The 14,900-nt window shown below is 71.5% G+C and carries 16 protein-coding genes; 4 read left to right on the top strand and 12 right to left on the bottom strand.

Annotated features, from left to right (window positions below):
- Positions 1 to 4 precede the first annotated feature (4 nt).
- The 5 genes from ACFQQJ_RS05390 to ACFQQJ_RS05370 are packed head-to-tail and all read right to left on the bottom strand — an operon-like array spanning position 5 to position 3,158.
- Entirely contained in the window at positions 5 to 199 is a 195-nt protein-coding gene (locus ACFQQJ_RS05390; protein ID WP_377104866.1) for a ferredoxin, read from the bottom strand.
- A complete protein-coding gene (locus ACFQQJ_RS05385; RefSeq protein ID WP_377104864.1) occupies positions 174 to 1,346 on the bottom strand; it encodes an NADH-ubiquinone oxidoreductase-F iron-sulfur binding region domain-containing protein in 1,173 nt (390 codons plus the stop codon). The genes ACFQQJ_RS05390 and ACFQQJ_RS05385 overlap by 26 nt, the downstream gene beginning before the upstream one ends.
- Complete coding sequence (locus ACFQQJ_RS05380; RefSeq protein WP_377104862.1) at positions 1,343 to 1,885, bottom strand: ferric reductase-like transmembrane domain-containing protein; 543 nt, start codon at positions 1,883 to 1,885, stop codon at positions 1,343 to 1,345. Before ACFQQJ_RS05380 ends, ACFQQJ_RS05385 begins: the two co-directional genes overlap by 4 nt.
- Positions 1,882 to 2,808, bottom strand: coding sequence for an FAD:protein FMN transferase (locus ACFQQJ_RS05375; protein ID WP_377104859.1), 927 nt, complete (start codon positions 2,806 to 2,808; stop codon positions 1,882 to 1,884). Before ACFQQJ_RS05375 ends, ACFQQJ_RS05380 begins: the two co-directional genes overlap by 4 nt.
- A complete protein-coding gene (locus ACFQQJ_RS05370) occupies positions 2,805 to 3,158 on the bottom strand; it encodes a hypothetical protein (RefSeq protein WP_377104857.1) in 354 nt (117 codons plus the stop codon). Before ACFQQJ_RS05370 ends, ACFQQJ_RS05375 begins: the two co-directional genes overlap by 4 nt.
- Positions 3,159 to 3,298: 140 nt before the next feature.
- On the opposite strand from ACFQQJ_RS05370, the gene ACFQQJ_RS05365 reads away from it, so the two are divergent.
- Positions 3,299 to 3,667 (top strand): hypothetical protein, encoded by a 369-nt coding sequence (locus tag ACFQQJ_RS05365; RefSeq protein ID WP_377104855.1) that lies wholly within the window; start codon positions 3,299 to 3,301, stop codon positions 3,665 to 3,667.
- A gap of 6 nt (positions 3,668 to 3,673) precedes the next feature.
- Here ACFQQJ_RS05365 and ACFQQJ_RS05360 read toward each other — a convergent pair whose 3' ends face one another.
- Both ACFQQJ_RS05360 and gltX read right to left on the bottom strand, forming a co-directional pair.
- Entirely contained in the window at positions 3,674 to 4,408 is a 735-nt protein-coding gene (locus tag ACFQQJ_RS05360) for an SDR family NAD(P)-dependent oxidoreductase (protein ID WP_377104853.1), read from the bottom strand.
- Positions 4,405 to 5,799, bottom strand: coding sequence for a glutamate--tRNA ligase (gltX, locus tag ACFQQJ_RS05355; RefSeq protein ID WP_377105467.1), 1,395 nt, complete (start codon positions 5,797 to 5,799; stop codon positions 4,405 to 4,407). The genes ACFQQJ_RS05360 and gltX overlap by 4 nt, the downstream gene beginning before the upstream one ends.
- Positions 5,800 to 6,052: 253 nt before the next feature.
- On the opposite strand from gltX, the gene ACFQQJ_RS05350 reads away from it, so the two are divergent.
- The 3 genes from ACFQQJ_RS05350 to ACFQQJ_RS05340 are packed head-to-tail and all read left to right on the top strand — an operon-like array spanning position 6,053 to position 9,588.
- On the top strand, positions 6,053 to 7,735 hold the full coding sequence (locus ACFQQJ_RS05350) for a glutamine--tRNA ligase/YqeY domain fusion protein (RefSeq protein WP_377104851.1): 1,683 nt from the start codon (positions 6,053 to 6,055) through the stop codon (positions 7,733 to 7,735).
- Positions 7,736 to 7,737: 2 nt separating this feature from the next.
- Positions 7,738 to 8,652, top strand: coding sequence for an SDR family NAD(P)-dependent oxidoreductase (locus ACFQQJ_RS05345; RefSeq protein ID WP_377104849.1), 915 nt, complete (start codon positions 7,738 to 7,740; stop codon positions 8,650 to 8,652).
- 9 nt (positions 8,653 to 8,661) lie between these two features.
- Positions 8,662 to 9,588, top strand: coding sequence for a carbohydrate kinase (locus ACFQQJ_RS05340; RefSeq protein ID WP_377104847.1), 927 nt, complete (start codon positions 8,662 to 8,664; stop codon positions 9,586 to 9,588).
- A gap of 9 nt (positions 9,589 to 9,597) precedes the next feature.
- Here ACFQQJ_RS05340 and ACFQQJ_RS05335 read toward each other — a convergent pair whose 3' ends face one another.
- From ACFQQJ_RS05335 to rpsL, 5 genes are all read right to left on the bottom strand, one after another.
- Positions 9,598 to 10,110 (bottom strand): flavin reductase family protein, encoded by a 513-nt coding sequence (locus ACFQQJ_RS05335; RefSeq protein WP_377104845.1) that lies wholly within the window; start codon positions 10,108 to 10,110, stop codon positions 9,598 to 9,600.
- 208 nt (positions 10,111 to 10,318) lie between these two features.
- Entirely contained in the window at positions 10,319 to 11,512 is a 1,194-nt protein-coding gene (gene tuf / locus ACFQQJ_RS05330) for an elongation factor Tu (protein WP_377104843.1), read from the bottom strand.
- A 132-nt stretch (positions 11,513 to 11,644) separates the two neighbouring features.
- On the bottom strand, positions 11,645 to 13,756 hold the full coding sequence (fusA, locus tag ACFQQJ_RS05325) for an elongation factor G (RefSeq protein ID WP_377104841.1): 2,112 nt from the start codon (positions 13,754 to 13,756) through the stop codon (positions 11,645 to 11,647).
- A gap of 137 nt (positions 13,757 to 13,893) precedes the next feature.
- Positions 13,894 to 14,364, bottom strand: coding sequence for a 30S ribosomal protein S7 (gene rpsG / locus ACFQQJ_RS05320; RefSeq protein WP_377104839.1), 471 nt, complete (start codon positions 14,362 to 14,364; stop codon positions 13,894 to 13,896).
- Positions 14,364 to 14,735: a 30S ribosomal protein S12 gene (gene rpsL, locus ACFQQJ_RS05315; RefSeq protein ID WP_020488528.1), complete on the bottom strand. Its 372-nt coding sequence runs from the start codon at positions 14,733 to 14,735 to the stop codon at positions 14,364 to 14,366. The genes rpsG and rpsL overlap by 1 nt, the downstream gene beginning before the upstream one ends.
- Positions 14,736 to 14,900 lie beyond the last annotated feature (165 nt).

Raw genomic sequence — 14,900 nt, 5'->3', positions numbered from 1 at the left:
CGGATCAGACCAGCCTCAGGGCGAGCCGCGGGCACCCGGCCACCGTGCGCCGGGCAGCCGGCAGGAGTTCCTCGGGGACCTCGCCGCCGATGACCGGGAAGCCCCACCGGTCGAGCGAGATCAACTCGGGCAGGAGCTCGTGGCAGAGCCCGCGCCCCTCGCACGAGGGCCAGTCAACCCGCAGCCGCGAGGACGCCATGTCCGCACTCCTGTCGTTCGTGGAGGGCGAGCTCGTCGCCGAACCAGCGCCGCAGCGAGACCACGAGGCGCGCGGTGCCGTCCGGGTGTGCGCACGCGCCACGCCCGCTCACGGTGGCGGCGAGATCGTCCACGAGCTCGCCGGAGCCGACGCCGCGATCGATGTCGTCCAGCGCTCGCGCCAGGGCGGGAAGGCCGAGCCGGCACGGGCCGCAGCGCCCGGCCGACTGGCCGGCGAGGTAGTCGACGATCCGGACGGTCTCGCGCACAGGGCAGGACCCCTCGGGCAGGGGCAGCACCACGCCGGCACCGAGCGTGGCGCCCAGCCCGGCGAGGTCCTCGCCGGCGATGCGGCGGTTCGCCAGCGCCCCACCCGGAACCCAGACGCCGTGGTAGCCCCCCAGCAGCACCGGGCGGGCGAGCTCGGCCGGGCTGAGCACCGCGTCCCACCGGTCGCCCAGCACGGCCTCGAGGACCCTGGGCCGGTCCGTGTCGCCGGCGCGGGTGATCAGCATGGTCGCCGGGTCCGGGCCGTGCGCCCAGATGCCGGCCAGCTGGGCGAAGGTCTCCGCGTTCGACAGCAGCGTCGGACGGCCACGGTAGCCCGAAACGGCTTCCGGGACCCAGGCGGTGACCGGGAGGTTGGGCCGGCCCGACATGAGTTCGATGACCGCGCGCGCCTGCCCGCTGACGAAGCCCGCCGCGGCGGTGTGGACCTGCCAGGACACCCGGTCGGACGACCCGCGCTCGGCCAGGGCGGCGCCGATGCGCTCGCCCACCGCCGGGGTCTCTCCGGGCAGGACGAGGTGCACCTGGCGCGTCCCCAGCGCCCGGGCGGCCAGCACGGCCCCGTCGAGCACCAGGTGCGGGCGCAACTGCCCGAGGGCCTCGTCCTTGTGGCTGGCAGGTTCGCCCTCGCTCAGGTTGACCACCACGACGGCGCGCCGCCGCGCAGCGGTGCGCAGCTTGGTGGCGAAGGGGAAGCCCGCACCACCACGCCCGCGCAGGTCCGCGGCCTCGGCCGCCGCCGCCAGCCGGTCGAGCGTCACGTCCGCCGGCGCCGGATGGCGGCGACGGTGGTGCACCAGCTGAGGGCCCTCGTCCAGGTGCGCGAGCAGGCGCGGGCCCTCCTCGACCAGCACGCTCATGCGCGCACCGCCCGGACGACCGCCCCGCCGACCCGGACGGTGCCCGCCACGACGACGGCGGCGATGCACAGGCCGGTCACCACCAGCGACCACCCGGCGGCGCGGTCGGTGCCGATCCCGAGACCGTGGACCATGGCGATGGCCCAGGCCGGGTAGCTGGCCAGGTGGATGACCCTCCACAGGGCACGGGGCATCCGTGTGCGCAGCGCGCTGGTGATCGCGATCGCCACGGTCAGGTCGAGGGCGAGGGCACCGAGCCCGAGCCATACCGGCTGGTAGAGGCCTCCCCACGGCACGAACGCGTCCCACCAGCGGATGTCGACGTAGGTGTCGACCACGGCGGAGACGACGTGCACGGTGAGCATGGCCATGGAGAGGACGGCGACGTTGCGGTGGACAACACCGCGGACGAAGCCCGGCGTCCCCCGGCCCACGCGGGAGCGCGCGCTGAGGATGCCGAGCACCACCGACAGCGTCATCAGGACGAGGAGGACCACCCCGGTCGCCCGGTTGAGGAACCACAGCTCGGGACCGTTCATTCACCGTCTCCTTCCGCCGGCCACCCGCCGGTCGTCGTCACGCGGCCCTCGATCGACACCAGCCGTGCCGCCACGCCACGCGCGGCGAGCCAGGCGACAGCCTCCTCGCCCAGCACGACCGCCGCGGTGCTGGCGACGTTCGCCGCGGTCGCCGACGGGCCCGTCGCGCTAACGGTCCGCCAGCAGGTGCGCGCCGGGGCTCCCGTCCGGGGGTCGACCACGTGGTGGTGGTCGACACCGGCGACGGTCCAGCGGCGCAGCCGCGTGGACGAGGTCGCCAGGCCCCCGTCCTCGATGGCCACCTCGGTGTCCGCCGCGGCCTCCGGGTCGTCATGGATGCGCACCGGCCACGCGGTGGGCCGGCGTCCCCCGGTAGCGACCGACACGTCCCCGCCGAGGCTGACGATGACGTTGGTGCGGTCCTCAGCGGCGATGGTCGTGCTGATCAGGTCGCCCGCCCAGGCCTTGGCCGTCGCCCCCAGGTCGAGGGCCGTGCCCGCGGGGATCCGGATCGCCTCGTCCTCGCACTCGATCGCCCGCCAGGCGTCCAGCGGCGGCGGGTCGACCCGTGTCCAGGACGCGCGGCCCGGCTGGAGGTCGGTGAAGGTCCTGTCGTAGCCGAGGCCGACGACCACGCGACCCAGAAGGGGGTGAACGAGGCCGTCGGTGTGGCCGGCGGCCTCCACGGCGGCCGCGGTGGCCGCGACGAGCAACGGATCGGCCCGGACCCAGGTGCCGGCCCCGGCGTTCACCCGGGCGAGGTCGGAGTCGGGCCGGAAGCGGCTGCAGGTCCGGTCGATCGCGGCGAGCAGGCCGCGGGCGCGCTCCTCCGCAGCGGCCACCGCCGCCGCGTCGGAGACGCTGAGCTGCACGTAGGTCCCCAGCGCGCGCCACTGCACCTGCACGGGCGCGGCTGCGGTCACGACCCGGAGGAGGTGGTCGGCGGCTTGGACGGCTTCTTCGTCGACCGGGTGCCCGTGCCCGCCTTGCCACCGCCGACGCGGATGACGCGGACGGCGGGACCGGGCCCCGGCTTGGTGACCGTCTTGATCCGGGTCACCGTGACCGCGGGTCGTTCGAGCTCCTCCAGGATCGGCTGCGCGTCGATGGCCCGCTGCCGGGCGACGGCCTTGTCGTGCTCGCGCTGGGAGTTCGCAGCGGACGCCGTCCCCATCACCGCCCCCGTGCCGGCCACGCACGCCGCGGCGACGGCTCCGGTCACGACGGAGGACACCGCGCGGTAGCGATCCCGGGTACGGGCGGAGTAGGCCATGTCCAATCCCTTCAATGGTTCCAGCCAACGCTCCCGGGACCGGCGGCAAGCCTTCCTCATGACGACGTTAAGCCCTCCTTAAGTGGGGTGACGCGCGGGCGGCGTGCCGGAAGACTGGCCCGCGAGTGAAGGAGTCACGCATGCATCTGCTCAACCCGGCCGTGGCCGTGGTGTCGGCGGTCCTGGGCACGGCGGGCGCCGCCGTCGCCTACGACGCGCTGGACGTCGCGCCGATCGTCCACCCGCAGCCGGCGGTCACGCCGGAGCGCTACACCGTGTTCCTCCCCTGCGAGCCGCCCGCGGTCCTGAAGGACGGGGCCTGCGTCACCACCGTCGTGAAGACGGTGGTGAAGACCCCCGAGCCCAGGGTTGTCATCGTGGACGTCCCGAGCCGCCCGAAGAAGGGCGGCGGTTCCTCCGACAAGGCGTCCTCCCGTCACCACGACGACGATGACGACCACGAGGACGAGGACCACGAGGACCACGAGGAGGAGGAGGACGGCGACTGATCCCGGTTACCGGGGCATGCGCCGCCACAATGCGCGCGGCACCAGCCGCGCGATCGCGAACAGCACCCGCAACGGCCAGGGGATCCACAGCTCGACGCCACGGCCGGCCCGGATCCGGCGCACCACGGCGTCGGCGACCTGGTCGGGGGTGGAGGAGAACGGGGCCGGCTCCATGCCGGCCGTCATGCGCCCGATGACGAAGCCGGGCCGGGCGATCACGAGGTGCACCCCACTGCCGTGCAGGGCGTCCGCCAGCCCGGAGGCGAACCCGTCGAGTCCGGCTTTCGCCGAGCCGTAGACGTAGTTCGCCCGGCGGACGCGCGCGCCCGCGACCGAGGAGAAGGCGACGAGCGTGCCGCTCCCCCGCGTCCGCATGCGGTCGGCGAGGACGGTGAGCAGCGCGGCCTGGGCCGTGAAGTCGGTGTGCAGGATGGCGGCCGCGGCCCGGGCGTCCCGCTCGGCGAGCGCCTGGTCGCCCAGCACCCCGAAGGCGAGGACGGCGATGTCGATCGGCCCCACGAGGCGCTCGACCGCGTCCACGACGCCGGGCTGGGCGGCGATGTCGTCGGCGTCGAAGTCGATGGTCTCGACCCGCGCGGCGCCGGCAGCGCGGCAGGCGGCGACGGCCTCGTCCATCGGGCCCGGTCGGGCCGCGAGCACGACCGTCGCACCGGCCGCGAGCCGGGTGGCCACCGCCACCCCGATCTCGCTGCGTCCCCCGAAGACGGCGACGACGCTCACAGCAGCCCGAGCAGTCGCTTCAGGCGGGTGATGCTCGAATCGCGCCCGAGCAGCTCCATCGACTCGAACAACGGCGGCGAGACGTTCGAGCCGGTGATGCCCAGGCGGACCGGGCCGAAGGCGAACTTCGGCTTGATGCCCAGGCCTTCGACCAGCGCGTCACGCAGCGCGGCCTGGATGGTGTCGGTCGTCCACTCGCCCAGGTTCGTGAGGGCCGCCAGCGCGGCGGTGACCACGCCCGCCGCGTCCGGGCCGGCCTTGGCCAGGGCATCGGGGTCGATCACCAGGTCGGCGTCCGCAGTGAACAGGTAGGACAGCTTCGGCACGGCCTCGCCCAGCAGCACCAGTCGCTCCTGCACGAGCGGGACGGCGCGCCGCAGCAGGTCGACGTCGGCCGGGGACGGCTGCGTCCACTGGCCCTCCCGGACGGCGTGGGCGACGATCCGGTCGGCGAGCTCGGCCGCATCCAGGCTGCGGATGTAGTGGCCGTTGAGCGCGTTGAGCTTGGTGAGGTCGAAGATCGGGCCCGTCGTGTTCACCTTCGCCCAGTCGAAGGCAGCGACGAACTCATCGAAGCTCGCGACGTCTGTGCCCTCGTGCACCGGCGGGTAGGCCAAGAGCTGGAGGAAGTTCCGCAGCGCCTCCGGCAGGTAGCCCTGCTCGAGGAACCAGGTGAGCCTCGCGGCCGGGTTCTTGCGCTTGGAGATCTTGGACTTGTCGGTGTTGCGCAGCAGCGGCATGTGGGCGAAAGCGGGCGCCGTCCACCCGAGCCAGCGGTACAGCAGCAGGTGCTTGGGGGTGGAGGAGATCCACTCCTCCCCGCGCACGACGTGGGTGATGCCCATCAGGTGGTCGTCCACCACTACAGCGAGGTGGTAGGTCGGGAACCCGTCCGCCTTGAGGATCACCTGGTCGTCGGGACACGGCGCGCTCACCGGGCCGCGGATGAGGTCGGTGAACTCCAGCGCCACGTCGTCGGGGATGAGCATCCGCACCACCGGCGTCTCGCTGAACCCGGGCAGCGACGCGCGCTCCTCGCGGGTCCTGCCCAGGCAGAGCCGGTCGTACCCGGTGTCCGAGGTCCGGGACGCCTGCTGCTCGGCCCGCAGCGCCGCGAGCCGCTCGGTGGAGCACCAGCAGTAGTAGGCGTGGCCGTCCGCGATCAGCCGGTCGACGAAGGGACGGTAGGTGTCGAGCCGTTCGGACTGGCGGTAGGGCGCGTACGGCCCGCCGATGTCCGGCCCCTCCGTCCAGTCCAGGCCCAGCCAGTGCAGCGTGTCGAAGATCTGCTGCTCGGAGCTGGCGACATAGCGGGCCTGGTCGGTGTCCTCGATCCGCAGCACGAAGGCGCCGCCGGTGGCCCGGGCGTAGGCGAGGTTGAACAGGGACATGTACGCCGTGCCGACGTGCGGGTCGCCGGTCGGCGACGGCGCCACGCGGAGGCGGGCTGGGCTGGCAGTCATAGCCGGATCAGCCTACCGAATCACCACCCGCCCACCCGCCCTGCATCCTCCCGCCCGCACCCCGTCCCGTTCCTGCCCCCGATCGCCACTCCCGCTACCGGAATTCCGGTGGCGGGAGTGACGATCGGGGGCAGGAACCGCGTGGGCGGGACGGGGGTGGCAGCGTGCTAACTTTTCGGCCATGACCGAGCCAGTTGCCGCCAACGACTTCATCCGTGACATCATCCGGCGCGACAACGAGCAGGGCACCTACGGCGGACGCGTCCAGACCCGGTTCCCGCCGGAGCCGAACGGCTACCTGCACATCGGGCACGCGAAGGCGATCACGGTCGACTTCGGCACGGCAGAGGAGTTCGGCGGGCTGTGCAACCTGCGCCTCGACGACACCAACCCCGACACCGAGGAGACCGAGTTCGTCGAGTCGATCGTCGCCGACATCGAGTGGCTGGGCTTCCACCCGCACCGGCTGCTGCACGCGTCCGACTACTTCGGACAGCTCTACGAGTGGGCGGAGTACCTCGTGCAGCAGGGACTGGCCTACGTCGACGACCAGGACGGCGAGACGATCTCCGCCCAGCGCGGCGGGTTCGGCAAGCCCGGGGTGGACAGTCCGTTCCGTGACCGCGGCATCGAGGAGAACCTCGACCTGCTGCGCCGGATGAAGGCCGGCGAGTTCGCGGAGGGCAGCCGGGTGCTGCGCGCGAAGATCGACATGAACCACGAGAACATGGCACTGCGCGACCCGGTGATGTACCGGATCCGGCACAGCCACCACTTCCGCACCGGCGGCGACTGGTGCATCTTCCCGACCTACGACTGGGCCCACGGCCAGAGCGACGCGATCGAAGGGGTCACCCACTCGATCTGCACGCTCGAGTTCGACACCCACCGTCCGCTCTACGACTGGTACCTCGAGCACCTGCCACTGCCGGGCGACCAGCCGCGGCAGATCGAGTTCGCGCGCCTGGAGTTCACCCACACCGTCACCAGCAAGCGGCGCCTCGCCAAGCTCGTGGCCGACGGCACGGTGGACGGCTGGGACGACGCCCGCATGCCGACGCTGCGCGGGCTCCGCCGCCGCGGCTACCCGGCGAGGGCCATCCGCGCCTTCTGCACCGAGATCGGCACCACCCGGACCAACAGCCGCCAGTCGATCGAGGCGCTGGAGGCCTACGTCCGGCGCGAGCTCAACGCCACGGCCCAGCGGCGGATGGCCGTGCTGCGCCCGCTGCGCCTGGTGATCGACAACTGGCCGACCGACGCGTCCGGTGCACCGGTGGTGGAGTACTTCGAGGTGGCGAACAACCCGGAGAACCCGGCCGACGGCACCCGCCAGGTCGCCTTCAGCGGCGAACTCTGGATCGAGCAGGACGACTTCGCCGAGGTCCCCCCGCCGAAGTACTTCCGGCTGAGCCCGGGACGCGAGGTGCGCCTGCGCGGCGCGTACCTGGTCACCGCGACCGGCGTCGACAAGGACGAGGACGGCACCCTCACCGCCGTGCACGCGACCTACGACCCGGCGACCCGGGGTGGTGACGCGCCGGACGGCCGCAAGGTGAAGTCGACCATGCACTGGGTCTCGGCCCCCCACGCCGTGGACGTCGACGTCGCGCTCTACGAGCGGCTGTTCACCGCCCAGGTCCCCGGTGAGGCCACCGGGGAGGCCCTCGACGACCTGAACCCGAACTCGCGCGAGATCGTGGTCGGCAGGGCAGAGGCCGCCGTCGCGGACGCCGCGCCCGGGCAGGTGCTCCAGTTCGAGCGGCTCGGCTACTTCGCCGCCGACCCGGACACCGCCGGGCTGTTCCACCGCACGGTCGGCCTGCGCGACGAGTGGGCGGCGATCCAGAAGCGACAGGGCTGAGCGTGGCCGCCCGGCCCGTGGTCGGCGACCGCCTGCCGCCGCTGGCCCTGCCCGACCTCACCGGCCGGCGGGTCGTGGTCACCGGCGCGAGCGCGGGGATCGGCCGGGCGACGGCCACCGCCCTCGCGGGAGCGGGCGCCGAGGTCGTGCTCGCGGTGCGCAACACCGGCAAGGGGGAGGCGACCGCCGCGGAGATCCGTCGGGGACACCCCGGCGCGCAGGTGGTCGTCGAGGAGCTCGAACTGGGCTCGCTGGCCGGCATCGCCGCGTTCGCCGCGCGGGTCGGCGCGAGGCCCGTCCACCTGCTGGTGAACAACGCCGGCACCAGCACCTCTGACCGTGACGCGCGCACCAGCGAGGGGTTCGACCTCCAGGTCGGCGTGAACTACCTCGGCGCGTGGGCCCTCACCGCGGGCCTGTGGCCGTCCCTGCGCGCCGCCGGCGACGCCCGGGTCGTGATGCTCGGTTCGATCATGGCCACCCGGGGCCGCATCGGCCCCGACTTCGGCGGGCCGGGATCGACCTACCGCTCCTACAGCGACTCCAAGCTGGCCGCGGTCGTCCTCGCCGGAGAGCTGCGCCGCCGCTCGGCCCGTGCGGACGCGGGGGTCAGCGCCGTGGCCGCCCACCCCGGCTGGTGCCAGACGGCGATCTTCGACACAGCCGGCCCGCCCGCCTGGGTCGAGACTGCCGGACGCGTCCTGCGGGCCATCCAGTCGCCCGCGGACGGCGCCCAGCCGGTGCTGCTGGCCGCCACCGACCCCCGCCCGGCCGCGTACTACGGGCCGACCCGCCTCGGCGGCTCCGCCGGCCCCGCCGGACCGGCGAAGCTGCCACCCGGCGCTCTGGAGCCCGGCGTCGGCGATCGGCTGTGGCAGGTTTCGGCGCGGCTCACAGGAGTCCCGTTCGAGCCCTAAGGTATGGCCATGAACTCCCCGGTCACCGTCGTCGGCGAAGCACTCATCGACATCGTCATCCCGCCCACCGGCGACATCGTCGAGCACGTGGGAGGGAGCCCGGCCAACGTCGCGATCGGGCTCGCCCGCCTCGGCCACGCCACCCGCCTGGCCACCCACATCGGCACCGACGAGCGCGGCGCGCGGATCTCCGCCCTGATGGACGCGGAGAACGTCGAGCTCACCGCCGGCAGCACGGACGCCGCTCGCACGCCGACCGCCGCTGCCCGCCTGGACGCGGCCGGCGTGGCGACCTACGAGTTCGACCTCGAGTGGCGGCTCGACCCCGCCCAGGTGGTCGTGCCCCGCGACGCTCACGTCCACACCGGCTCGATCGCGGCCACCCTCTCCCCCGGCGGCGACGCCGTGCTCGAGATCGTCCGCTCGGCACGCGACCACGCGACCGTCTCCTACGACCCGAACGCCCGGCCGACGCTCATGGGCAGCCCGGACGCCGCCCGGCCGGTGATCGAGAGGCTCATCGCCCTTTCCGACGTCGTGAAGGCCTCAGAGGAGGACGTCCGCTGGCTCTACGGGACCACCCCGGTGACCCAGGTGCTCGCCCACTGGGCGGCGATGGGCCCGTCCGTGTGCGCGGTCACCCAGGGCGGGGACGAGCTGGTCGTGCTGGCCGGCGGCGAGCTCCAGCGCTTCCCGACGCTGCCGACCCGCGTCGTCGACACCGTCGGCGCCGGGGACTCGTTCATGTCCGGCCTCATCTCCGGCCTGCTGGACGCGGGCCTGCTGGGCGGGCCGGACGCGCGGGAGCGCCTGCGGTTCGCCGAGTGGCCGGCCATCACGGCCGCCGTCGAGCGGGCCCTGGCCTGCGCGGCGATCACGGTGTCGCGCGCCGGGGCGAACCCGCCCACCCGCGCCGACCTCGAGATCGAGGTCTGACCCCCCGCGTCAGCCCAGCCGCGGGTAGCGCCCGCGGTGGTGCACCAGCGGTGCGCCGCCCTCGCCGGTCACGACGTGCTCGACGACGCAGGTGACCAGCTGTGACCACCCGACCTCTGCTGCCGACTCCAGGCGGACGCCGGCCCACGTGACCGCACCGGTGGGCACCGGGCCCCATTCCGTGTCGCTGAACGCGGCCTGCCGGAAGGCTCCCCCGGGCGCGGGGGCCGCCCCCCCGAACACCTCGGCGAGCCGCTCCTGTCCCTGCTCGAGGACGGTGATCGCCGCCCGCCCCGAGAACGCGAGCGCGTCGGCCAGGTCCGACAGCGGGTCGATCAGGGCGAGCACGCGTGCCGGCGTCCCGTTGGCGACCATCAGCGACGAGACGGTCAGCCCCGCCGGCCGGCGCTCGCCCGTCGCCGTCCACAGCGTCACAGCTGAGGCGAGGCGGCCGCGGAACGCGCGCACCGCGTCCCTGGCAGACGGCGGGTCCGCGAACGGGTGGGAGGAGTGGATCGTCACGTCCGGCAGGCTACCCCCACCCGTCGAGGGCCAGCCTTCGCGCCGAGGGCTCGTCCCTGGGGTGGGGCCCTCGGCGGTAAGGCTGGCCCTCGGCGGGTGGGGACGCAGAACGGCCCCTGCCGCGGGGCAGGGGCCGACAGGTGGGGACGCAGAACGGCCCCTGCCACGGGGGCAGGGGCCGAACTGAGGGATCTACGAGTGAGTCAGCTCACTTGATGATCTTGGTCACGCGGCCGGCGCCGACGGTACGACCACCCTCGCGGATGGCGAACTTCAGGCCGTCCTCCATGGCGATCGGCTTGTTCAGGTGCACGGTCATGTCGGTGTTGTCACCGGGCATCACCATGTCGGTGCCCTCGGGCAGCTGAACGACGCCGGTCACGTCGGTGGTGCGGAAGTAGAACTGCGGGCTGTAGTTGGAGAAGAACGGCTTGTGACGGCCACCCTCCTCCTTGGTCAGCACGTAGACGTTCGCGTCGAAGTCGGTGTGCGGGGTGGTCGAACCCGGCTTGATCACGACCATGCCGCGCTCGACGTCGTCCTTCTTCGTGCCACGCAGCAGCAGGCCGACGTTCTCGCCCGCGCGACCCTCGTCGAGGATCTTGCGGAACATCTCCACACCGGTGATGGTGGTGGACTGCTTCTTGTCGTGGATGCCGATGATGTCGACGGTCTCGCCGGTGCGGACGATGCCGCGCTCGATACGACCGGTGACGACGGTGCCACGACCGGTGATCGTGAAGACGTCCTCGATCGGCATCAGGAACGGCTTGTCGGTCTCGCGCTCGGGCTGCGGGATGTACTCGTCGACAGCGTCCATGAGCTCGAGGATGCTCTCGCTCCACTTGGCGTCGCCGTTCATGGCCGGGAAGGCGGCCACGCGCACGATCGGGCAGTTGTCGCCGTCGAACTCCTGCGCGCTGAGCAGCTCGCGCACCTCGAGCTCGACGAGCTCGATGAGCTCCTCGTCGTCGACCATGTCGCACTTGTTCAGCGCGACCACGATCGCCGGCACGCCCACCTGACGGGCGAGCAGCACGTGCTCACGGGTCTGCGGCATCGGGCCGTCGGTCGCGGCGACCACCAGGATCGCGCCGTCCATCTGGGCGGCACCGGTGATCATGTTCTTGACGTAGTCGGCGTGACCCGGGCAGTCGACGTGAGCGTAGTGACGCTTCTCGGTCTGGTACTCGACGTGCGCGATCGAGATCGTGATACCGCGCTGGCGCTCTTCCGGCGCCTTGTCGATCTGGTCGAACGCCGACACCGCATTGAGCTCGGGGTACTTGTCGTGGAGCACCTTCGTAATCGCCGCGGTGAGCGTGGTCTTGCCGTGGTCGATATGCCCGATGGTGCCGATGTTGCAGTGCGGCTTGGTCCGCTCGAACTTGGCCTTTGCCACTTGGGCTCCTTTTCGGATGGTCGCCACGCGGGCTCGCGGGGCGTTACTGATTCTTTGACTGCATGGTCACGGTCCGGGCCTTAGGGCACGGACCATGCCAAGTTTTCTCTACCGTGATGCCTGAGGTCAAACTCAGGCGCCGCCGCGTCCCTTCGCGATGATCTCGTCGGCAACCGACTTCGGGCATTCGCCGTAGGAGTCGAATTCCATCGAGTAGGACGCCTGGCCGGAGGTCTTCGACCGGAGGTCGCCGACGTAGCCGAACATCTCGCTCAGGGGCACCAGGGCGCGGACGACCTGGTTGCCGTGGGCCTCGGTCATGGACTGCACGTGGCCGCGGCGGCTGTTGATGTCGCCGATGACCGTACCGAGGTAGTCCTCGGGGGTGGTCACCTCGACGGCCATCAGGGGCTCGAGCAGGGCCGGGTCGGCCTTGCGCGCAGCCTCCTTGAAGACCATGGAGCCGGCGATCTTGAAGGCGAGCTCGGAGGAGTCGACGTCGTGGTAGGCGCCGTCGAGCAGCGTCACCTTGATGTCCTCCACCGGGTAGCCCGCCAGCGGGCCGAAGGCCATGGCCTCCTTGATGCCCTGGTCGACCGCGGGGATGTACTCCTTGGGGATGCGACCGCCGGTCACGGCGTTGACGAACTCGTACCCCTTGCCGGCTTCCTGCGGCTCGAGGGCGATGATCACCTTGCCGTACTGGCCCGAACCACCCGACTGCTTCTTGTGGGTGTACTCGACCTTCTCCACCGGGCGGCGGAGGGTCTCGCGGTAGGCCACCTGCGGCTTGCCGATGTTGGCCTCGACCTTGAACTCCCGCTTCATGCGGTCGATCATCACCTCGAGGTGGAGCTCGCCCATCCCGGCGATGATCGTCTGCCCGGTCTCCTCGTCGGTGTGGACGCGGAAGGTCGGGTCCTCCTCCGCCAGCCGCTGGATGGCGGTGGAGAGCTTCTCCTGGTCGGACTTGGTCTTCGGCTCGATGGCCTGCTCGATGACCGGGGCCGGGAAGTCCATCGACTCCAGCACGACCGGGTTCTGCGGGTCGCACAGGGTCTCACCGGTGGTGGTGTCCTTCAGGCCCATCACCGCGATGATCATGCCTGCGCCGATCGACTCGATCTCCTGACGCTTGTTGGCGTGCATCTGGTAGATCTTGCCGATGCGCTCCTTGCGTCCCTTGGTCGCGTTGAGCACCTGCTGACCGGCCTTCAGCACGCCGGAGTAGATCCGGATGTAGGTCAGCTTGCCCAGGTGCGGGTCGGCCGCGATCTTGAACGCGAGCATGGCCAGCGGCTCCTCGTTGGAGGTGTGCCGCTCGATCACCTGGTCGGGGTGGCCCGGCTTGAAACCCTCGATCGCCGGGATGTCCAGGGGCGAGGGCAGGTAGTCGATGACCGCGTCGAGCATGGGCTGGACGCCCTTGTTCTTGAACGAGGTGCCACAGATCACCGCGGTGATCTTGTTGGCGATCACGGCGCGCCGGATGGCGGCCTTGATCTGCGCGACGGTCAGCTCCCCGCCGGTCTCCTCGGCCTCCAGCCACGCCTCGGCGAACTCGTCGTCGTGGTCGGCCAGGGTGTGGATGAGTTCCTCGCGCGCGGTCGCGGCGGCGTCCGCCAGGTCGGCCGGGATCTCCTCGACGGTGTAGTCCTCGCCGATCTGGGTCTCGCCACGCCACATCAGCGCGCGCATCCCGACGAGGTCGACGACGCCCTGGAACCGGGACTCGGCGCCGATCGGCAGCTGAAGGACGGCGGCGACGGCGTTCAGCCGCTCGCGGATCGTCTTCACGCAGTAGTCGAACGACGCACCGGTGCGGTCCAGCTTGTTGACGTAGCAGATGCGGGGCACGCCGTACCGGGTGGCCTGGCGCCACACCGTCTGGGACTGCGGCTCCACGCCCGCGACACCGTCGAACACGGCGACCGCGCCGTCGAGGACGCGCAGGGAGCGCTCGACCTCGATGGTGAAGTCCACGTGGCCGGGGGTGTCGATGATGTTGATCTGGACGCCCTTCCAGAAGCAGGTCGTCGCGGCGGACGTGATGGTGATGCCGCGCTCCTGCTCCTGCTCCATCCAGTCCATCGTCGCGGCGCCGTCGTGCACCTCGCCGATCTTGTAGTTGATGCCGGTGTAGAACAGGACCCGCTCGGTGGTGGTGGTCTTGCCGGCATCGATGTGGGCCATGATGCCGATGTTGCGTACCTTGGCCAGATCCTGGTTGGAGTCGATCGCCACTTTGGGCTCAACCTTCCGTTCTGCTGAGAGAAGACGTCCTGCTGCGGGAGGTCCTGCGACCAGGACGCCCTGCGGTCAGGGGGCAGGGCACGGCGTGGGTCTGCCGTGCCCTGCGTGGGTTCATGCGCAGGTGTGGGTCACCAGCGGTAGTGGGCGAACGCACGGTTCGCCTCGGCCATCTTGTGGGTGTCCTCGCGCCGCTTCACCGAAGCGCCGAGGCCGTTGGAGGCGTCCAGCAGCTCGTTCATCAGCCGCTCGGTCATGGTCTTCTCGCGACGGGCGCGGGAGAAGCTCACCAGCCACCGCAGGGCGAGGGTGTTGGCCCGCGCGGGCTTCACCTCGACCGGCACCTGGTAGGTGGCGCCACCGACGCGGCGGCTCTTCACCTCGAGGGCGGGACGGATGTTGTCGAGGGCCTTCTTCAGCGTCTGGACGGGATCGACGCCGGTCTTGGCCCGGGTGCCCTCGAGCGCGTCGTAGACGATGCTCTGCGCGGTGGTCTTCTTGCCGTCCAGCAGGATCTTGCTGACCAGCTGGGAGACCAGCGGCGAGCCGTAGACCGGGTCGACGACGACGGGACGCTTCGGGGCGGGACCCTTGCGAGGCATTACTTCTCCTTCTTCGCGCCGTAGCGGCTACGGGCCTGCTTGCGGTTCTTGACGCCCTGGGTGTCGAGCGAGCCGCGGATGATCTTGTAGCGCACGCCCGGGAGGTCCTTCACACGGCCGCCGCGCACCAGCACCATCGAGTGCTCCTGCAGGTTGTGGCCGACGCCCGGGATGTAGGCGGTGACCTCCACGCCGGAGGAGAGCCGCACGCGGGCGACCTTGCGCAGCGCCGAGTTCGGCTTCTTCGGGGTGGTGGTGTACACGCGGGTGCACACGCCACGGCGCTGGGGCGAACCCTTCAGCGCCGGCGTCTTGTTCTTGCTGACCTTGTCCGTACGGCCCTTGCGGACCAACTGCTGGATAGTGGGCACCGGCTGGTATCTCTTTCCGTGAGGCTTTTGCGGGGCGCGCGCCGAGCGCCACCAGCCACCCTTGCAGGCTCAGGGGTTCCCCGAACTCGTCGAAGGGGCGGGCCGGACGCGGCGCACGCACGCATGGTTCGGTCGCCCGAACACAACGGTCAAGGCTACCGTGAT

The organism is Propionicimonas sp. T2.31MG-18 (assembly GCF_964266745.1).
Taxonomy (GTDB): domain Bacteria; phylum Actinomycetota; class Actinomycetes; order Propionibacteriales; family Propionibacteriaceae; genus Propionicimonas.
The sequence above is the reverse complement of the archived record's forward strand: the minus strand, read 5'-3'. Positions and strand labels throughout refer to the sequence as shown.